Origin of the sequence: Pseudomonas viciae (assembly GCF_004786035.1) — a bacterium.
Classification (GTDB): domain Bacteria; phylum Pseudomonadota; class Gammaproteobacteria; order Pseudomonadales; family Pseudomonadaceae; genus Aquipseudomonas; species Aquipseudomonas viciae.
Genome location: NZ_CP035088.1, coordinates 4695744 through 4714371, shown reverse-complemented (window position 1 = coordinate 4714371; position 18628 = coordinate 4695744). Strand labels below are relative to the sequence as shown.

At 60.5% G+C, this 18628-nt stretch carries 19 protein-coding genes; 17 read left to right on the top strand and 2 right to left on the bottom strand.

The window, feature by feature from the left end; translation table 11 throughout:
* Positions 1–111: 111 nt before the first annotated feature.
* Positions 112–3330: a ribonuclease E gene (gene rne, locus EPZ47_RS20550; protein WP_135846474.1), complete on the bottom strand. Its 3219-nt coding sequence runs from the start codon at positions 3328–3330 to the stop codon at positions 112–114.
* Positions 3331–4028: 698 nt separating this feature from the next.
* Here rne and rluC point away from each other — a divergent pair.
* The 3 genes from rluC to EPZ47_RS20535 are packed head-to-tail and all read left to right on the top strand — an operon-like array spanning position 4029 to position 6647.
* A complete protein-coding gene (gene rluC, locus EPZ47_RS20545; protein ID WP_135846473.1) occupies positions 4029–4985 on the top strand; it encodes a 23S rRNA pseudouridine(955/2504/2580) synthase RluC in 957 nt (318 codons plus the stop codon).
* Positions 4975–5637 (top strand): HAD-IA family hydrolase, encoded by a 663-nt coding sequence (locus EPZ47_RS20540; RefSeq protein ID WP_135846472.1) that lies wholly within the window; start codon positions 4975–4977, stop codon positions 5635–5637. The genes rluC and EPZ47_RS20540 overlap by 11 nt, the downstream gene beginning before the upstream one ends.
* A gap of 20 nt (positions 5638–5657) precedes the next feature.
* The gene (locus EPZ47_RS20535) at positions 5658–6647 is read left to right on the top strand and encodes a S49 family peptidase (RefSeq protein WP_135846471.1); all 990 of its coding nucleotides are present in this window, start codon (positions 5658–5660) and stop codon (positions 6645–6647) included.
* A 60-nt stretch (positions 6648–6707) separates the two neighbouring features.
* Here EPZ47_RS20535 and EPZ47_RS20530 read toward each other — a convergent pair whose 3' ends face one another.
* Positions 6708–7286, bottom strand: coding sequence for a Maf family protein (locus tag EPZ47_RS20530; protein ID WP_135846470.1), 579 nt, complete (start codon positions 7284–7286; stop codon positions 6708–6710).
* 105 nt (positions 7287–7391) lie between these two features.
* Here EPZ47_RS20530 and EPZ47_RS20525 point away from each other — a divergent pair, with 105 nt between their 5' ends.
* From EPZ47_RS20525 to EPZ47_RS20460, 14 genes are all read left to right on the top strand, one after another.
* Positions 7392–7919 (top strand): YceD family protein, encoded by a 528-nt coding sequence (locus EPZ47_RS20525; protein WP_018613526.1) that lies wholly within the window; start codon positions 7392–7394, stop codon positions 7917–7919.
* 13 nt (positions 7920–7932) lie between these two features.
* On the top strand, positions 7933–8115 hold the full coding sequence (gene rpmF, locus EPZ47_RS20520; RefSeq protein WP_003179396.1) for a 50S ribosomal protein L32: 183 nt from the start codon (positions 7933–7935) through the stop codon (positions 8113–8115).
* Between the two features lie 3 nt (positions 8116–8118).
* Complete coding sequence (plsX, locus tag EPZ47_RS20515; RefSeq protein ID WP_135846469.1) at positions 8119–9129, top strand: phosphate acyltransferase PlsX; 1011 nt, start codon at positions 8119–8121, stop codon at positions 9127–9129.
* Between the two features lie 123 nt (positions 9130–9252).
* Positions 9253–10191, top strand: coding sequence for an ACP S-malonyltransferase (gene fabD / locus EPZ47_RS20510; protein ID WP_135846468.1), 939 nt, complete (start codon positions 9253–9255; stop codon positions 10189–10191).
* 15 nt (positions 10192–10206) lie between these two features.
* The gene (gene fabG / locus EPZ47_RS20505; RefSeq protein ID WP_025214858.1) at positions 10207–10950 is read left to right on the top strand and encodes a 3-oxoacyl-ACP reductase FabG; all 744 of its coding nucleotides are present in this window, start codon (positions 10207–10209) and stop codon (positions 10948–10950) included.
* A 191-nt stretch (positions 10951–11141) separates the two neighbouring features.
* Positions 11142–11378, top strand: coding sequence for an acyl carrier protein (gene acpP, locus EPZ47_RS20500; RefSeq protein ID WP_003442511.1), 237 nt, complete (start codon positions 11142–11144; stop codon positions 11376–11378).
* A gap of 108 nt (positions 11379–11486) precedes the next feature.
* A complete protein-coding gene (gene fabF, locus EPZ47_RS20495) occupies positions 11487–12731 on the top strand; it encodes a beta-ketoacyl-ACP synthase II (RefSeq protein ID WP_135846467.1) in 1245 nt (414 codons plus the stop codon).
* Positions 12731–13546: an aminodeoxychorismate lyase gene (gene pabC / locus EPZ47_RS20490; RefSeq protein WP_135846466.1), complete on the top strand. Its 816-nt coding sequence runs from the start codon at positions 12731–12733 to the stop codon at positions 13544–13546. Before fabF ends, pabC begins: the two co-directional genes overlap by 1 nt.
* A 3-nt stretch (positions 13547–13549) precedes the next feature.
* Positions 13550–14686 carry an endolytic transglycosylase MltG gene (gene mltG / locus EPZ47_RS20485; protein WP_135846465.1) on the top strand — a complete coding sequence of 379 codons (1137 nt, stop codon included), beginning with the start codon at positions 13550–13552 and terminating at the stop codon, positions 14684–14686.
* A 19-nt stretch (positions 14687–14705) separates the two neighbouring features.
* Complete coding sequence (tmk, locus tag EPZ47_RS20480; protein WP_135846464.1) at positions 14706–15338, top strand: dTMP kinase; 633 nt, start codon at positions 14706–14708, stop codon at positions 15336–15338.
* Positions 15331–16317, top strand: coding sequence for a DNA polymerase III subunit delta' (locus EPZ47_RS20475; protein ID WP_135846463.1), 987 nt, complete (start codon positions 15331–15333; stop codon positions 16315–16317). The genes tmk and EPZ47_RS20475 overlap by 8 nt, the downstream gene beginning before the upstream one ends.
* Before the next feature lie 33 nt (positions 16318–16350).
* Complete coding sequence (locus tag EPZ47_RS20470) at positions 16351–16707, top strand: PilZ domain-containing protein (protein WP_135846462.1); 357 nt, start codon at positions 16351–16353, stop codon at positions 16705–16707.
* 11 nt (positions 16708–16718) lie between these two features.
* Positions 16719–17513, top strand: a complete 795-nt coding sequence (locus tag EPZ47_RS20465; protein WP_135846461.1) for a TatD family hydrolase — start codon at positions 16719–16721, stop codon at positions 17511–17513.
* A 384-nt stretch (positions 17514–17897) separates the two neighbouring features.
* Entirely contained in the window at positions 17898–18536 is a 639-nt protein-coding gene (locus tag EPZ47_RS20460) for a TetR/AcrR family transcriptional regulator (protein WP_060741238.1), read from the top strand.
* Positions 18537–18628: the final 92 nt, after the last annotated feature.

Sequence of the window (18628 nt, the reverse complement as noted above, 5' to 3'; positions counted from 1 at the left end):
CCCGACGCAATCGCGAGCAAGCTCGCTCCCATACGGATGTGTGCATAACTTGAGGGTATAAAAAAGCCCCGCCTGGCATAACCAGGCGGGGCTTTTTATTGGGCGATGGAATCAGGCGTGAGGTTTAGGCTCGTGCTCTTTTTCCAAGGCTTCAATGTGACGCGGTGCGACTTCTTCAGCTTCAGCGGAGTACTGAGGCTCGTCGGTCACTGGCGCCGGTTCGGCCGGGGCTGGCTCAGAGGCTGTTTCAGCGACCGGGGCAGGGGCTGCCTCGACTGCTTCCACGATCGGAGCGGCTTCGACGACAGGCGCTTGAGCGGCGGCAGCGGCAGCTTGTTCGGCTTCCTTCTGCAGACGCTCGGCTTCACGCTTGCGACGGCGCACTTCGCGCGGATCATTCGGCGCACGGCCGTTCGCGGTCAGGGCGCTGGCAGGCGCAGGCTCTTCCACCGGGGCTGGTGCTTCAACCACCACAGGCGCTTCGACCACTGGAGCAGGCTCGACCACGACGGGTTCGATCGCTTTCACTGGCTCTGGGGTCGGTTCAGGCTCGACAACAGGTGCCGGTGCAACGGGCTCTGCGGTCCAGTTGAACGCCGTCTGCTCTTCACGGGCAGGCTCTGGTGCTTTTTCCTCGGCCGGTGCTTCAAATGCAGGCTCAGCGGCCAGCACAGGCTGCTCGACGACCGGTGCAGGCTCGGCGGCAGTTTCGGCTTCAGGCTGGGCTTCACGTACCGGTGCCAGTTCCACTTCTGGCGAGGCGGTGGCTTCTACTGGAGTAGTGGCTTCGACCACAGGCGCTTCAACCGGTGCGTTTTCCACTACAGCGGTAGCGCGTTCGGCCTGCTCATTGGCTTGGGCTTCAGCAGGGGCGCTGATTGTGCTGCTGGCAACTGCCGCAGTCACGGCCAGGCCGGCAGCCAGGTCGGCAGCGCTTGGCGCTTCGGCGTTCTCGGTGGATTCGGACTCTTCCGAACCTTCGATCACGTTGCCGTTGGCGTCGCGCTGACGCTCACGACGGTTGCTGCGACGACGCTGGCCACGGGAACGGCGGCGTGGACGATCGCCTTCGGCGGTGTCCTGGCCGTCTTCCTGCAGTTGCTCTTCGCTGTTCAGCACTTCTTCTTCGCTGGCAGCGGCGGCTGCCTGCTCGGCGCGTGGCTGACGTTCTTCACGAGGAGGACGCGGTGCGCGTTCTTCGCGAGGCTGGCGGGCCGGACGCTCTTCAGCGGTGGTAGCAGCAACGGCAGCAGCGGCCGGGGCGGCATCCAGTGGTTCGCGCAGTTCGCGAACACGTTCTTCGCGTTCGCCACGTGGCTTGCGATCTTCACGCGGTGCGCGCGGCTGACGTTCTTCACGCGGCGGACGCGGTGCGCGTTCTTCGCGGGCTACGGCTGGCGCTTCCTCACGGGCTTCGCGAGGCTGGCGTTCTTCACGCGGCTCACGTGGCGCGCGCTCTTCACGCGGTGCACGTTCCTCGCGGGGCTTGCGCTCTTCGTCACGACGACCGTTGCGGTTGCGAGTCTGCTGGCGACCGTTACGGCGCTCCTCGTTGCGGGCTGGACGCTCGGTCGTGGCCGGCTTGGCGACAACGGCTGGCGCTGCTGGCTCCTCCTTGGTGGCGAACAGGCTGACCAGCGACTTCACCAGGCCTTTGAACAGGCTTGGCTCAGGCACGGCGGACGGGGCGGCAACCGGAGCGGCGACTTCGGTCGGAACCGGAGCGTTGGCGCGAGCCGGGGCAGTCTTGACCGCTGCTTCCTGGCGAACCAGGGTGCGGGTAGCGGCGGCCGGCTGGACTTCTTCCACTTCGGCAGCGGCAGCAGCGATTTCGTAGCTGGACTGGTTGGTGTGGGCTTCCGGGCTGTCATCGCGCAGGCGCTGCACTTCGAAGTGCGGTGTCTCGAGGTGATCGTTCGGCAGGATGACGATGCGGGCCCGGGTGCGCAGTTCGATCTTGGTGATCGAGTTACGTTTTTCGTTGAGCAGGAACGCGGCTACCGGGATCGGCACTTGGGCGCGAACTTCGGCGGTGCGGTCTTTCAGGGCTTCTTCTTCGATCAGGCGCAGGATCGCCAGGGACAGCGATTCGACGTCACGAATGATGCCGGTGCCGTTGCAGCGAGGGCAGACGATGCCGCTGCTTTCGCCCAGGGATGGACGCAGGCGCTGACGGGACATTTCCAGCAGGCCGAAGCGCGAGATGCGGCCGACCTGTACGCGAGCGCGGTCAGCTTCCAGGCATTCGCGGACTTTTTCTTCCACGGCGCGCTGGTTCTTGGCCGGGGTCATGTCGATGAAGTCGATGACGATCAGGCCGCCGATGTCGCGCAGGCGCAACTGACGGGCGATTTCTTCGGCGGCTTCAAGGTTGGTCTGCAGGGCGGTTTCTTCGATGTCGCTGCCTTTGGTGGCGCGCGCCGAGTTGATGTCGATGGACACCAGGGCTTCGGTCGGATCGATGACGATGGAGCCGCCGGACGGCAGTTCGACGACGCGCTGGAAAGCGGTCTCGATCTGGCTTTCGATCTGGAAACGGTTGAACAGCGGAACGCTGTCTTCGTAGAGCTTGATCTTGCTGGCGTACTGCGGCATCACCTGGCGAATGAAGGTCAGGGCTTCGTCCTGGGCTTCGACGCTGTCGATCAGCACTTCACCGATGTCCTGGCGCAGGTAATCGCGGATGGCGCGGATGATCACGTTGCTTTCCTGATAGATCAGGAACGGCGCGGAGCGATCCAGCGAGGCTTCTTTGATGGCGGTCCACAGTTGCAGCAGGTAATCGAGGTCCCATTGCATTTCTTCGCTGCTGCGGCCAAGGCCGGCAGTGCGCACGATCAGACCCATGTCAGCCGGTGCGACCAGGCCGTTCAGGGCTTCACGCAGTTCGTTGCGCTCTTCGCCTTCAATGCGGCGGGAGATGCCGCCGGCACGCGGGTTGTTCGGCATCAGGACCAGGTAACGACCGGCCAGGCTGATGAAAGTGGTCAGGGCTGCGCCCTTGTTGCCACGTTCTTCTTTTTCGACCTGAACGATGACTTCCTGGCCTTCGCTCAGGACGTCCTTGATGTTGACGCGGCCTTCAGGGGCTTTCTTGAAGTACTCGCGGGAGATTTCTTTGAGGGGCAGGAAGCCGTGGCGCTCGGAGCCGAAATCGACAAAGGCAGCCTCAAGGCTTGGTTCGATGCGAGTAATCCGGCCTTTATAGATGTTGGCCTTCTTCTGCTCGCGTGCACCGGATTCGATATCCAGGTCGTAGAGGCGCTGGCCGTCTACCAGTGCAACACGCAACTCTTCGGGTTGAGTTGCGTTAATCAGCATTCTTTTCATGTAGTACCGTCGGTTTCCGGGCTGCCGGAAACGGCGTTCGGCACACACGACTTCTCACGGTCGGTGTCAGGTGCGTCCTGGAAGTGGCAGGGCCATTCCAGTGTCCAGCGAGTTCGACCCAATGATGGCGAAGTCGCGACGGACGCGTCCTGCTTGCTGGTACTCAAGCACTCAGTCAGGAGGAGGAATCAACCGGCGCCTGTGGACGAGATGAAGCGTCTAAATATAAGCCTAGTGCTACACAGTCCGACGGTTGTACATCTCCACCCTACACGTATCCCTGATAATCGGGTGCTGCCGCGCGCAGAATCCGCAGCGGGTTGGCATTTACCGTGAGCTCCGAAAGGGGAGGTCACGCATCATGGCTAATTTAGGCGTTGTTTCCGAAGCTCTCGCTCGGGGTCGTTCGTAGCTGACTGCACTTTGTGAACTGGCCGTGAATGTGGCGCGCAAGGCGAGTCAAAACTCTGCTTTGCCGCGTATTTCAGGCCTCATGTCACCTGCGCTCGTTACACCTGCAAACTCTACCGTTACGTAGCGAAAGCCCCGTAGGACGGCCTCTCGTCCTCGTGAATTGCGTTGGTCAGGGCCGGTTTTTGACCGTTAGTCCGCTGTCCAGCCACTTTTGGCGGCGTTCGCGACTATAGCAGCAATGATTAAGTGCTTCAATTCCATAAAAAATTGTTATGATCGCCGCCATGACGACTACTGCCCCTTCGACCCCTGGCGTTCAACTGCTCGAGGTCTCGCCGGAATATGCCGGCCAACGAATCGATAACTTCCTGCTGGCCCGACTCAAAGGCGTGCCCAAGACCTTGATCTACCGCATTTTGCGCAAAGGCGAAGTGCGGGTGAACAAAGGTCGGATCAAGCCCGAATACAAGCTCCAGGCGGGCGATATCGTGCGCGTGCCGCCGGTTCGCGTGCCTGAACGCGATGAGCCGGTGCCCCTGGCCCAAGGCCTGCTGCAGCGTCTCGAGGCCTCGATCGTCTTCGAAGACAAAGCCCTGATCGTGATCAACAAGCCCGCGGGCATTGCGGTTCACGGCGGCAGCGGGCTGAATTTCGGCGTGATCGAAGCCTTTCGTCAGTTGCGTCCCGACGCCAAGGAGCTGGAGCTGGTCCATCGCCTGGACCGCGACACCTCTGGCCTGCTGATGATCGCCAAGAAGCGCAGCATGCTGCGTCATTTGCACGAGCAGTTGCGCGGTGATGGCGTTGACAAGCGCTACATGGCGCTGGTGCGCGGTCGCTGGGACACATCCATCAAGCAGGTTCGTGCGCCGTTGCTCAAGAGCAACCTGCGTTCCGGCGAGCGCATGGTGGAAGTCAACGAAGAGGGCAAGGAGGCGCTCACGGTGTTCAAGGTCCTGCGCCGCTTCGGTGACTTCGCCACCATGGTCGAGGCCAAGCCGGTGACGGGCCGTACTCACCAGATCCGCGTCCACACCCTGCATGCCGGGCATTGCATTGCTGGCGACAGCAAATACGGCGATGACGATTTCACCAAGGAAATCCGTGATCTGGGCGGAAAACGCCTGTTCCTCCATGCCTACATGCTCACCGTGCCGCTGCCCGACGGCGGTGAACTGAAATTGCAGGCCCCTGTGGATGATATGTGGGCCAAGACCGTGGAGCGGTTGAGTGCATCCTGACTACAAGCTGCTGATTTTCGATTGGGACGGCACTCTGGCCAATTCCATAGGTCGGATCGTGGAGTCGATGCATGTCGCGTCGGATCGTACCGGGTTTGCCCGATGTGATGACTTTGCAGTCAAAGGCATCATTGGCCTGGGTTTGCCAGAAGCGATTCGTAGCTTGTATCCGGAGATCGGTGACGATGAGTTGGTGGTTTTTCGCCAGCATTACGCCGATCATTACATTGCGCTGGAGGCTGAGCCTTCGCCCTTGTTCGACGGTGTGGTCAACACCCTTGAAGTCCTGCGAGCCGAGGGTTATCACTTGGCTGTCGCGACCGGCAAGGCTCGTCGTGGGTTGGATCGGGTACTGAAATCCCATGGTTGGGACGATTATTTCGATATCACTCGTGCGGCGGATGAAACCGCCAGCAAGCCGCATCCGCTGATGCTCGAGCAGATACTTGCGCATTGCGAGATGCGACCGGAGCAGGCATTGATGGTGGGGGACTCGTCGTTCGATCTGCAAATGGCGCGCAACGCCGGCATGGGGTCGGTGGCTGTGAGCTATGGCGCGCAGTCCATCGAGGCGCTCCGGGCATTCGAGCCGCGACTGGCGATCGACCATTTTCCTGAATTGCACGCCTGGCTGAGCCGGCGCACCGATTAAAGTCTGTTGAGGATGCATGTATGACCGATGAATGGAAGGCACCGGCCAAGGCGAGCGCTGACAACGGTGACGATAAGAGCTGGAAATTGCTGGAAAAAACCTTGTTGGCCGGGGTGGAGGAACAGCGTCGTGCGCGCCGCTGGGGGATCTTCTTCAAGTGCCTGGTCTTCATTTATCTGTTTTTCGGCTTGGCGATGATTTTCCAGGCGCTTGATGGGAAGAAGAGTCCGGGAGGTGGTGCGGCCTATACGGCGGTCATCGACATCGAGGGCATGATTGCCGACAAGGAAGTGGCCAGCGCGGACAACATCATTGGCAGTCTGCGGGCTGCGTTCGAAGATTCGAAAGTCAAAGGGGTGGTGCTGCGCATCAACAGTCCGGGCGGCAGCCCGGTGCAGGCTGGCTACGTCTATGACGAAATCGTCCGCTTGCGTGCTGCGCATCCGGATATCAAGGTCTACGCGGTGATTTCCGATCTCGGCGCCTCCGGTGCCTATTACATCGCCAGTGCGGCGGATCAGATCTATGCCGACAAGGCCAGCCTGGTGGGTTCCATTGGTGTGACGGCAGCGGGTTATGGTTTCGTCGAGACGCTGGACAAGCTTGGGGTGGAGCGCCGGGTCTATACCGCGGGCGAGCACAAATCCTTCCTTGATCCGTTCCAGCCGCAAAAGCCTGAGGAAACGGTGTTCTGGCAGGGCGTGCTCGACACTACCCATAAACAGTTCATCGCCAGCGTCAAGAAAGGCAGGGGCGAACGGCTGAAAGACAAGGAGCATCCAGAGCTGTTCTCCGGCCTGGTCTGGTCTGGCGAACAGGCGTTACCGCTGGGGCTGATCGACGGATTGGGCAGTGCCAGTTCGGTGGCTCGGGATGTGATTGGCGAGAAGGAGTTGGTGGATTTCACCATCGAAGAGTCGCCGATTGACCGCTTCTCGAAAAAGCTGGGCGCCAGCATTGCCGAGCACCTGGCGATGTGGATGGGGTTCCAGGGGCCAGCGTTGCGCTGATTGTCTTGGGGCTTGAGTGCAGGGGAGGGCTGATGCCGTCCCCTGTAGCGAGGTTTCGGCTCAAGGCACCGGTACGCCCTCGGCCAGCAACATATCCACAAGGCGAATCAGTGGCAGGCCAACCAGGCTGGTGGCGTCCGGGCCTTCGGTGCTCTGGAACAGGCTTACGCCCAGTCCCTCGGCCTTGAAGCTGCCGGCGCAGTCGTAGGGTTGCTCGGCCAGCAGGTAACGCTCGACCCGTTCCGGGTCCAGCAAGCGCATATTCACGGTAAACGGAACGCAGTCGACCTGGCAGGCACCGGTCTGGCTGTTGAGCAGCGCCAGGCCGGTCAGGAACGTGACTTGAGCGCCGCTGGCGGCCAGCAGTTGTTCGCGGGCGTTCTCGAAGGTGTGAGGCTTGCCCAGGACGCGCTCGCCGAGCACGGCGACCTGGTCCGATCCGATGATCAGGTGGGCAGGGTGGCTGCTGGCCAGTGCGAGGGCTTTTTCCCGGGAGAGGCGTTTTACCAGCTCGATGGCGGGCTCGCCGGGACGATGGCTTTCGTCGATGTCCGGCGAGCTGCAGACGAACGGCAGTCCCAGGCGGGCGAGTAATTCGCGCCGATAGACCGAGCTGGAGGCAAGTAATAAAGGCAGCATGGGCATCTCCAAAAGGCAGGGTCGAATTCTAGCGAGGCACGCAAGTAACGGACAGGGCTGAATTTCCTTTGACATGGCTGGGTGCATCCCTATAATGCTGCGCCTATGTTGAATGACCCGATTCCACCTCACGTTGACCCGCGCAAATTGGCTGATCGTGGCACCACCCTTCAAGGTGAACTGCTGCTGGCCAATTTGAAGAGACTCTGCGACCCGCTTTCCGACGATGTCGGTACGGTCCAGGCCAAATTCGTTTTTGAACGAGATGAACGTAAATCTGTGGTAATCCACAGCTTTATCGACACTGAAGTCAAAATGGTTTGCCAGCGTTGTCTTGAGCTGGTCACCCTGCCGATCCACAGCGAATGCAGTTACGCCGTGGTGAAGGAGGGTGCGAATACCCAGTCGTTGCCGAAAGGTTATGACGTGCTGGAACTGGGCGAAGATCCATTGGATCTGCAGTCACTGATCGAGGAGGAGCTTCTGCTCGCCTTGCCCATTGTGCCTGCTCATCATCCGGAAGAATGCCAGCAGCCGGCGGGAGCAGATGAGCCCGAACCGAGCGAGGACGAGGTAACGCGGTCCAACCCGTTCAGTGTATTGGCGCAGTTAAAGCGTGACCCAAACGTTTAGGAGTTAATCAATTATGGCTGTTCAGCAGAACAAAAAATCCCGCTCTGCCCGTGACATGCGCCGTTCGCACGACGCTCTTGAGGCTAGCACCCTGTCTGTAGAAAAAACCACCGGTGAAGTTCACCTGCGTCACCACGTATCGCCAGAAGGCGTATACCGTGGTCGCAAAGTGATCGACAAGGGCGCTGACGAGTAATCCTTGTCCGCTCAAGTCATCGCGATTGACGCAATGGGCGGGGACTTCGGTCCCCGCAGCATTGTTCAGGCCAGCCTTGCTTGTCTGAATGCTACGCCCTCGCTGCACCTGACCCTCGTCGGTCAACCCTCTCTTCTGGAAGAAATGCTCAACGGCCAATCGGCTGTGGATCGTGCGCGCCTGACAATCACTCCGGCGTCCGAAGTCATCACCATGGACGAAAAGCCGGCCCAGGCCCTGCGTGGCAAACCTGACGCCTCGATGCGTGTGGCCCTTGAGCTGCTGCGCGATGGCAAGGTCCAGGCGTGTGTCAGTGCGGGCAATACCGGTGCGCTGATGGCGCTGTCGCGCTACGTACTCAAGACGCTGCCAGGGATCGACCGTCCGGCGATGGTTGCGGCGATTCCGACCCAGCGCGGTTTTTGTCAGTTGCTCGATCTGGGCGCCAATGTCGATTGCAGCGCCGAACATCTGTTGCAGTTCGCCGTGATGGGCTCGGTGGCCGCGGAAACGCTGGGCATCGTGCGCCCTCGCGTGGCGCTGCTGAACATCGGCACCGAAGACATCAAGGGTAACCAGCAGGTCAAGCTGGCTGCCACGTTGTTGCAGGGTGCGCGTGGTATCAATTACATCGGCTTCGTCGAAGGTGATGGCTTGTACCGCGGCGAGGCGGACGTGGTGGTGTGTGACGGCTTTGTCGGCAATATCCTGCTCAAGTCCAGCGAAGGCCTGGCGACCATGATCGGTGCGCGCATCGAAAGCTTGTTCCGGCAGAGTCTGGCTTCGCGGGTGGTGGGTGCGCTGGCGTTGCCTTTGATGCGACGGCTGCAGGCGGACCTGGCGCCGGCGCGGCACAACGGGGCGAGTTTCCTTGGCCTGCAGGGCATCGTGATCAAGAGTCATGGCTCGGCGGGCGTGCAGGGTTTCCAGAGTGCGATTAACCGGGCGGTGATCGAAATCCAGGAAAACTTGCCCGAGCGCCTGCATGGCCGCCTCGAAGATTTGTTAACTTAGGCGTTTTCGTCCGACAATGCTTAAATGTGACCGGTCGGTCCAACCGGCCATCCAACTGTCAGTTTCCTAGCGCCCCCAGGGGCGTCAATTTTTGACGACAAGATCATTAGGGGCTTTGTTTTCATGTCTGCTTCCCTCGCATTCGTCTTTCCAGGGCAGGGCTCGCAGTCCCTCGGCATGCTGGCCGAGCTGGGCGCGCAATACCCGCTGATCCTCGAAACATTCAAAGAAGCTTCCGATGCTCTCGGTTATGACTTGTGGGCACTGACCCAGCAAGGGCCGGAAGAGCAACTCAATCAAACCGATAAAACCCAGCCGGCCATCCTGACCGCCTCGATCGCGCTCTGGCGCCTGTGGCTGGCTGAAGGTGGTGCGCGCCCTGCGTTCGTCGCCGGTCATAGCTTGGGCGAATACAGCGCCCTCGTGGCCGCTGGCAGCCTGAGCCTGGGCGACGCGGTGAAGCTGGTGGAGCGTCGTGGCCAGTTGATGCAGGAGGCCGTTCCGGCCGGGCAGGGCGGCATGGCCGCGATCCTCGGCCTGGAAGACGCTGATGTGCTGGCGGCCTGTGCCGAAGCGGCGCAAGGCGATGTGGTCAGTGCGGTGAACTTCAACTCGCCGGGCCAGGTGGTGATCGCCGGTGCCAAGGCTGCTGTCGAGCGCGCTATCGAAGGTTGCAAGGCTCGTGGTGCCAAGCGCGCCATGCCGCTGCCGGTCAGCGTGCCGTCGCACTGTGAGCTGATGCGTCCGGCCGCCGAGCGTTTTGCCGAGTCCATCGCCGCCATCGATTGGCAGGTTCCGCAGATTCCCGTGGTGCAGAACGTCAGCGCCAACGTGGCGCCGGATCTCGAAACCCTCAAGCGCGATCTGCTGGAACAACTCTACAAACCGGTTCGTTGGGTCGAATCGGTGCAGACCCTGGCAGCCAAGGGCGCGACCGAACTGGTCGAGTGCGGTCCTGGTAAAGTGCTGGCCGGCCTGAACAAACGCTGCGCCGAAGGCGTGTCGACTTCCAACCTCAATACCCCAGACGCTTTCGCTGCCACCCGTGCAGCGCAGGCCTGAACAGGAGAAGCTTGCATGAGTCTGCAAGGTAAAGTTGCACTGGTGACCGGTGCAAGCCGCGGCATCGGCCAGGCCATTGCCCTGGAATTGGGTCGTCAAGGTGCCATCGTTGTTGGTACCGCGACTTCCGCTTCGGGCGCTGAGCGCATCGCCGCAACCCTGAAGGAAAACGACATTCAAGGCACCGGTCTGGAACTGAATGTCACCAGCGACGAATCCGTTGCGGCGGTGCTGGCCAGCATTCAGGAGCAGTTCGGCGCGCCGGCGATCCTGGTCAATAATGCAGGTATCACCCGCGATAACCTGATGATGCGCATGAAAGATGACGAATGGTTCGACGTGATCGACACCAACCTGAACAGCCTGTACCGGCTGTCCAAGGGCGTTCTGCGTGGCATGACCAAGGCTCGTTGGGGGCGAATTATCAGTATCGGTTCGGTTGTGGGTGCCATGGGCAACGCAGGCCAAGTAAACTATGCTGCGGCTAAAGCCGGCCTGGAAGGTTTCAGCCGTGCACTGGCCCGTGAAGTGGGTTCGCGCTCGATTACGGTAAACTCGGTAGCCCCGGGCTTTATCGACACCGACATGACCCGTGAACTGCCAGAGGCGCAACGTGAAGCCTTGCTGACACAAATTCCGCTGGGTCGTCTGGGGCAAGCTCAAGAAATCGCGTCTGTGGTCGCTTTTCTTGCGTCAGACGGTGCGGCATACGTGACCGGGGCTACAATCCCGGTAAACGGCGGGATGTACATGAGTTAAATGTGACGGATCGCTTCAAAAAAATGTCATACGAGCTGTCTAAAATCCGTTATAAAGCTGCAATCAATTTATAGACGGCGGGCCGCAGGGTTTGAGGAGTGAAGCTTTCGGTTGAAAAACCGAAAAGTTCTTCTATACACTTACCCACCGGCCAGCTGCCTGAATTTGTCCATTAGGAGTGAAAACAAGGTATGAGCACCATCGAAGAGCGCGTCAAGAAAATCGTTGCCGAGCAACTGGGCGTTAAAGAAGAAGAAGTTGTGAACACCGCTTCCTTCGTTGAAGACCTGGGTGCCGACTCCCTTGACACCGTTGAGCTGGTGATGGCTCTGGAAGAGGAATTCGAGACCGAGATTCCTGACGAAGAAGCTGAGAAGATCACTACTGTACAAGCTGCTATCGACTACGTTACCAACCATCAGGCGTAATCGTTTTTAGTCGTCGCTAGCTGTCATGGAAAAACCGCACTGCCATCACGGCGTGCGGTTTTTTCTTTAGGCCTGATGCAAAGTCGTCATTAGAAAAAGGAGAGTGCTGTGTCGCGTAGACGCGTCGTAGTCACCGGTATGGGTATGTTATCGCCACTGGGCACGGATGTGCCGAGCAGCTGGCAGGGCATTCTGGCTGGCCGCAGTGGCATTGGTCTGATCGAACACACTGACCTTTCTGCCTATTCCACCCGTTTTGGCGGCTCGGTAAAGGGCTTCAATGTCGAGGAATACCTGTCGGTCAAGGAAGCCCGCAAGCTTGACCTGTTCATTCAATACGGCCTGGCAGCCGGTTTCCAGGCGGTGCGTAACGCCGGTCTGGAAGTCACCGACGCCAACCGTGAACGCATCGGCGTGGCCATGGGCTCGGGTATTGGCGGTTTGACCAATATCGAAGAAACCAGCCGCACGCTGCACGAGTCGGGGCCGCGACGGATCTCTCCGTTCTTTGTGCCGGGCTCGATCATCAATATGATTTCCGGTTTCCTGTCCATCCATCTGGGGGCGCAGGGACCTAACTACGCCATTGCCACGGCGTGCACCACTGGCACTCACTGCATCGGCATGGCCGCGCGTAACATCATGTACGACGAAGCCGACGTGATGATTGCCGGTGGCGCCGAGATGGCCGCTTGCGGTTTGGGCATGGGGGGCTTTGGTGCGTCCCGTGCGTTGTCGACCCGCAACGACGAACCGGCCCGGGCGAGCCGCCCATGGGACAAGGGGCGTGATGGCTTCGTGCTGTCCGACGGTGCCGGTGCGTTGGTACTCGAAGAGCTGGAGCACGCCAAGGCACGTGGCGCGACCATCTATGCCGAACTGATCGGTTTTGGTACCAGCGGCGACGCCTACCACATGACGTCGCCACCGGCTGATGGCGCAGGTGCTGCCCGTTGTATCGCCAACGCCTTGCGTGACGCGAAACTCAACGGCGAGCAGGTGCAGTACATCAATGCCCACGGCACTTCCACCCCGGCGGGCGACCTGGCCGAAGCCCAGGCGATCAAGACGGTGTTCGGCGATCACGCTTACAAGCTGGCCGTCAGCTCGACCAAGTCCATGACTGGTCACCTGTTGGGCGCCGCAGGTGCGGTGGAGGCGATCTTCAGTGTCTTGGCGATTAACAGCCAGGTGGCACCGCCGACCATCAACCTCGATGAGCCGGATGAAGGCTGTGACTTGGACTTCGTGCCACACACGGCCCGCAGCATGGACATCGATGTGGTGCTATCCAACTCCTTCGGTTTTGGTGGGACCAATGGCTCGCTGGTGTTCCGCCGGTTCGCCGGTTGATGGAAAGCTGGGTCGACGGTCAGCCGGCCGACGTCCTGTCGCTGAAAAATCGCGGCCTGGCTTACGGCGATGGGCTGTTTGAAACCATCGCCGTGCATGAGGGCGAGCCGGTGTTGCTGGCGCGTCATCTGCAGCGCCTGGAAGCGGGCTGCCGGCGGTTGGCGCTCAAGGTCGACCTGAACGACTTGAGCGCTGAACTGAGCACCTACGCCCGAGGCCTGGGCAACGGCGTGCTGAAGCTGATCGTCACGCGTGGCGACAGCCAGCGCGGTTATGCTGCTGATCCCTCGGCCCCGGCCCGACGCATCCTGCAAGGGAACCCGCCGGCCGCTTATCCTGCTGCACATGCCGAACAAGGTGTTCGCCTGTTTCCTTGCACCGTGCGCCTGTCGGAGCAGCCCTTGCTTGCCGGCCTCAAGCACCTCAATCGCCTTGAACAAGTGCTGGCCCGCGCCGAATGGAACGACTCGGAACATGCCGAAGGCTTGATGCTGGATACATCCGGGCGGGTCATCGAAGGGGTCTTCAGTAACCTGTTCCTGGTGCGCGATGGCGTGTTGATCACGGCGGATCTGAGCCGCTGCGGCGTGGCCGGCGTGATGCGCGCAGAATTATTGTTTCAAGCCGAGTCTCAAGGTATCGCCACGCAAATCACCGACATTCGCCTTGAACAGCTGCACCAGGCCGATGAAGTCTTCGTCTGCAACAGCGTCTATGGCGTGTGGCCAGTGCACACATGTGGTTCGGCGCGCTGGTCGGTTGGGCCGCTCACCCGTAAACTGCAGACCCTTGCCCGCGCGCTATTGGATGCTTGATTCGTGAGACGTAAATTCTTGCTGCTGCTGGAAACCGGACTGGTTCTGGCAGGGCTGTTGTTGGGCGCTTCGGCCTGGAAGATTTATTCGGCGCTGCAACAGCCGCTGAATATCACCCAGGAAGAATTGCTGGACGTGCCCAACGGGACCACCCCGACTGGAACCCTCAAACGCCTCGAAGCCGACGGCCTGATCAAGGACGCCTTTTGGCTGCGAGTCTATTGGCGCTTCAATCTCGCCGACCAGCCATTGCACTCCGGTGAGTACCGGATGGTGCCGGGCATGACGATGCAAGGCCTGATCGACGTCTGGAAGCGCGGCGAAGTGGTGCAGTACAGCGTGACCCTGGTGGAAGGCTGGAATTTTCGTCAGGTCCGCGCGGCGCTGGCCAAGGATGAAAAACTCCAGCAGACCCTCGCTGGCCTGAGCGACAGCCAGGTGATGGAGCGTCTTGGCCATTCCGGGGTATTTCCCGAAGGTCGGTTCTTCCCGGACACCTATCGCTTCGTGCGCGGAACCTCGGATGCCGATCTGCTGGAAAAAGCCTATGCCCGGCTGGAAGACGTGCTTGCCAAAGAGTGGGCCCAGCGTGCCACCGATCTGCCTTACACCCAGCCCTACCAGGCGCTGATCATGGCGTCCCTGGTGGAAAAGGAAACCGGTGTGCCCCAGGAACGCGGGCAGATCGCTGGTGTATTCGTGCGCCGCATGCGCCTGGGCATGCTGCTGCAAACCGACCCTACGGTGATCTACGGCCTGGGCGAGCGCTACACCGGCAAACTCACCCGTGCCCACCTGAAAGAAGAAAATCCGTACAACACCTATTTGATTCCAGGCCTGCCGCCCACGCCGATTGCGATGGTGGGGCGCGAAGCGATTCATGCCGCGTTGAACCCGGTGTCGGGCAACAGCCTTTACTTTGTCGCCCGCGGTGATGGCAGCCATGTGTTCTCCGATGACCTGGAATCGCACAACAACGCGGTGCGTGAGTTTCAGCTCAAGCGCCGCGCCGATTACCGTTCCAGCCCGGCTCCGGGCACGCCGGACGAGCAGGTGCCGATTCCCGCGCCGTCGCCCGAAGTACCTGAACAGCAACCTGCACCCGAACCGAATGCCAGCGAGCCGCCGAGCCCGCAATGACTTTGATTAAGGATCGCCCGTGACTGGCTTGTTTATAACGCTGGAAGGCCCCGAGGGCGCCGGCAAGAGCACCAACCGCGAATACCTGGCCGAACGCCTGCGGGCTGCCGGCCTTGAGGTGGTACTGACCCGTGAACCTGGCGGTACGCCGTTGGCCGAGCGGATTCGCGAAGTGCTGTTGGCGCCGGTCGAAGAAGTCATGAACCCTGACACCGAGCTGTTGCTGGTGTTCGCGGCCCGTGCGCAGCACTTGGCCGAAGTGATTCGCCCTGCGCTGGCCCGTGGCGCGGTGGTGCTCTGCGATCGTTTTACCGATTCGACCTACGCCTATCAGGGCGGTGGCCGGGGCTTGTCCCTGGAGCGCATCGCCGCGCTGGAGACCTTCGTCCAGGGTGAGCTGCGGCCTGACCTGACCCTGGTGTTCGATCTGCCGGTGGAAATTGGCCTGGCCCGCGCCAGCGCCCGTGGCCGGCTGGATCGTTTCGAGCTCGAGGGCCAGGCGTTTTTCAACGCGGTACGCAATGCCTTCCTGAGTCGCGCCAAGGCCGATCCAGCCCGTTACTTATTGATCGATGCCGCTCAGCCGTTGATGCAGGTCCAGCAGTCCCTGGACGGCTTGCTGCCACGTTTGCTGGAGCGTGCCCGTGGCTGAAGCCTACCCATGGCAGGAGGGGCTCTGGCAGCAACTGGCCGGTCGTGCCCAGCATGCCCATGCCTATCTGCTGCACGGTCCGGCCGGCATCGGCAAGCGCGCGCTGGCCGAACGCCTGATGGCCAGCCTGCTGTGCCAGCGTCCGGGTGCCGCGAACGCTTGTGGTGAATGCAAGTCCTGCCTGCTGCTCAAGGCGGGCAGCCATCCGGACAATTACGTGTTGGAGCCGGAGGAAGCGGACAAGGCGATCAAGGTCGACCAGGTGCGTGATTTGGTCAGTTTCGTGGTCCAGACCGCACAAATGGGCGGGCGCAAAGTGGTGCTGATCGAGCCAGTCGAGTCGATGAACATCAACGCCGCCAACGCCCTGCTCAAGAGTCTCGAAGAGCCCTCCGGCGACACCGTGCTGTTGCTGGTCAGCCATCAGCCGAGTCGCTTGCTGGCGACCATCAAGAGCCGTTGCGTGCAGCAGGCTTGCCCGCTGCCGAGTGAGGCGATGAGTTTGCAGTGGCTGGCCCAGGCTCTGCCTGACAACTCTGATGAAGAGCGTGTCGAGTTGCTGACCCTCGCTGCCGGTTCGCCCCTGGCGGCTGTCAGTCTTCAAGCCCAGGGCGTGCGCGAGCAGCGGGCGCTGGTAGTGGACGGTGTGAAAAAACTGCTCAAGCAGCAGCAATCCCCCACGCAACTGGCTGAAGGTTGGAATGCCATCCCATTGCTGTTGCTGTTCGACTGGTTCTGCGACTGGTCGAGCCTGATCCTGCGCTACCAACTCACCGAGGACGAAGCGGGCCTCGGGTTGGCGGACATGCGCAAGGTGATCCAATACCTGGCGCAAAAAAGCAGCCAGGACAAAATCTTGAACATTCAGGACTGGATTCTTGCCCAACGGCAAAAGGTGTTGAGCAAGGCGAACCTCAATCGGGTGCTGTTGCTCGAGGCGCTGTTGGTGCAGTGGGCGAGTCTGCCTGGTCGAAACTGACTAGACTCTGCTCAATCGTAGCGGGAGATCAGCATGAACGAACCTGTCAGTCCCGGGCCACGCAACGGCATCCTGTCCCTGACGATCAAGGACAAGTCGGTGCTTTACGCCGCCTACATGCCCTTCATCAAGAATGGCGGCCTGTTCATTCCCACCAACAAGAATTATCGCCTGGGCGATGAAGTGTTCATGCTGTTGAGCCTGATGGATGAACCAGAGAAGATCCCGGTCGCCGGCAAGGTGATCTGGATGACCCCCAAAGGTGCCCAGGGTAACCGGGCCGCTGGCGTTGGCGTGCAGTTCAATGACGGCGACAATGTGGCCCGCAATCAGATCGAAACCCACCTGGCCGGAACCCTGAAGTCCGACCGTCCCACCCATACGATGTAGCCCAGCCCTCTATGCTTGTAGATTCCCATTGCCACCTTGACCGTCTCGACCTCGCTGCCCATGACGGCTCCCTGGACGCTGCGCTGGACGCTGCCCGCCAGCGGGGCGTCGGACACTTCCTGTGCATCGGTGTCAGTGCCGACAACGCCGCCGACGTCAAGGCGCTGGCTGAACGTTATGCGGATGTCGATTGTTCGGTCGGTATCCATCCACTGGATGTCCAGCCCGATGCCGCACCGGCCCTTGACTGGCTGCTACGAGAGCTCGATCACCCACGGGTGGTCGCCATTGGCGAAACCGGCCTGGACTATCACTACGAGCCGGAAGCCGCCGAGGTCCAGCAGGCCTCGTTCCGGCTGCACCTGGAGGCCGCGCGCCAGACCGGCAAACCGGTGATCATCCACACCCGCGGCGCCCGGGCCGACACCCTGGCCTTGCTGCGTGACGCTGGGTTGCCCCAGGCTGGCGTGCTGCATTGCTTCACCGAAGACTGGGAGATGGCCAAGGCGGCGCTGGACATGGGGTATTACATTTCCTTGTCCGGGATTGTCACCTTTCGCAATGCCGACGCCCTGCGCGACGTGGCCAGTAAAGTGCCGGCTGATCGCCTGCTGGTGGAAACCGATTCACCGTACCTGGCGCCGATTCCGTATCGCGGCAAGCCGAACCTTCCGCAATACGTACGGGAGGTGGCGGAGTTTTTGGCGATGTTGCGTGGTGAGTCCTATGAGCGGTTCGCCGAACAGACCACAGAAAATTTTAAGCAATTGTTTCCACTGGCCCACGTGCGGCCGACGCACGCCTGAACTTCAGGCAAAAAAAACCCGGGTTCTGGGGGGTGAATCCGGGTTAAGACCATTAGGAGTAAAACAAAGGCACGCGGTCCATTGGTACCCTTATCGGTGCGTCACTTGGGGGAGATGTCGCCCCGACAGTTCAAGTATTGATCAGTATCCCCACGCGTCCAGTCTGGGCAGGGTGGTTTTTAAACAAATTTGGAATACGCTCGCTTCGGATAAGTTCTCACTGTCGCCAAGGCTTGCCAGGACGGCGTGTTGGAGCGAAAAGCGGGAAGCCTGGCCTGCACGGTTTTCCGAAGAACTGTGGCCGAGAACGGATGATCCGTGCATTTTTGCGTAAGTTAGGCATAATACCCGGCTTCGAATTTTGACCCTTCAGACCTTTTTCTTATGCACAAAGAACCCCGTAAGGTCCGTGAGTTTCGCCGCCGCGAGCAGGAAATTCTCGACACCGCGCTCAAGTTGTTCCTCGACCAGGGTGAAGACAGCGTCACCGTCGAGATGATTGCGGATGCCGTGGGTATCGGCAAAGGCACCATTTATAAACATTTCAAATCCAAGGCGGAGATCTACCTGCGCCTGATGCTCGATTACGAGCGCGATTTGAACGAGTTGCTGCATTCGGCTGATGTGGACAAGGACAAGGAGGCCCTGTCGCGGGCCTACTTCGAGTTTCGCATGCGCGACCCGCAACGCTACCGCTTGTTCGATCGCCTGGAAGAGAAGGTGGTCAAGGGCAATCAGGTGCCGGAGATGGTCGAGGAGCTGCACAAGATCCGCGCCTCGAACTTCGAACGCCTGACCCTGCTGATCAAGGGGCGGATCAGCGAAGGCAAGCTCGAAGACGTGCCGCCTTATTTCCATTACTGCGCGGCCTGGGCGTTGGTGCACGGCGCGGTGGCGCTGTATCACTCGCCGTTCTGGAGCAACGTGCTGGAAGACCAGGAAGGCTTCTTCCAGTTCCTGATGGACATTGGCGTGCGCATGGGCAACAAGCGCAAGCGCGATACCGACGTCCCGAGCAACTGACATTCAGATGCCTTATTGCGCCATGTCCGCTTACATGGCGCAGTGCCCCAGGAATATACTCAGGCTTGGGCCTTGCGAAAACTTGATTTAGA

Bases quoted from the DNA above. Each gene is read 5' to 3' on its own strand.
- rne (WP_135846474.1), bottom strand. From the start codon at position 3,330: ATGAAAAGAATGCTGATTAACGCAACTCAACCCGAAGAGTTGCGTGTT.
- fabD (WP_135846468.1), top strand. From the start codon at position 9,253: ATGTCTGCTTCCCTCGCATTCGTCTTTCCAGGGCAGGGCTCGCAGTCC.
- acpP (WP_003442511.1), top strand. From the start codon at position 11,142: ATGAGCACCATCGAAGAGCGCGTCAAGAAAATCGTTGCCGAGCAACTG.
- fabG (WP_025214858.1), top strand. From the start codon at position 10,207: ATGAGTCTGCAAGGTAAAGTTGCACTGGTGACCGGTGCAAGCCGCGGC.
- EPZ47_RS20535 (WP_135846471.1), top strand. From the start codon at position 5,658: ATGACCGATGAATGGAAGGCACCGGCCAAGGCGAGCGCTGACAACGGT.
- EPZ47_RS20530 (WP_135846470.1), bottom strand. From the start codon at position 7,286: ATGCTGCCTTTATTACTTGCCTCCAGCTCGGTCTATCGGCGCGAATTA.
- rluC (WP_135846473.1), top strand. From the start codon at position 4,029: ATGACGACTACTGCCCCTTCGACCCCTGGCGTTCAACTGCTCGAGGTC.
- EPZ47_RS20470 (WP_135846462.1), top strand. From the start codon at position 16,351: ATGAACGAACCTGTCAGTCCCGGGCCACGCAACGGCATCCTGTCCCTG.
- EPZ47_RS20465 (WP_135846461.1), top strand. From the start codon at position 16,719: ATGCTTGTAGATTCCCATTGCCACCTTGACCGTCTCGACCTCGCTGCC.
- rpmF (WP_003179396.1), top strand. From the start codon at position 7,933: ATGGCTGTTCAGCAGAACAAAAAATCCCGCTCTGCCCGTGACATGCGC.
- EPZ47_RS20525 (WP_018613526.1), top strand. From the start codon at position 7,392: ATGTTGAATGACCCGATTCCACCTCACGTTGACCCGCGCAAATTGGCT.
- EPZ47_RS20460 (WP_060741238.1), top strand. From the start codon at position 17,898: ATGCACAAAGAACCCCGTAAGGTCCGTGAGTTTCGCCGCCGCGAGCAG.
- pabC (WP_135846466.1), top strand. From the start codon at position 12,731: ATGGAAAGCTGGGTCGACGGTCAGCCGGCCGACGTCCTGTCGCTGAAA.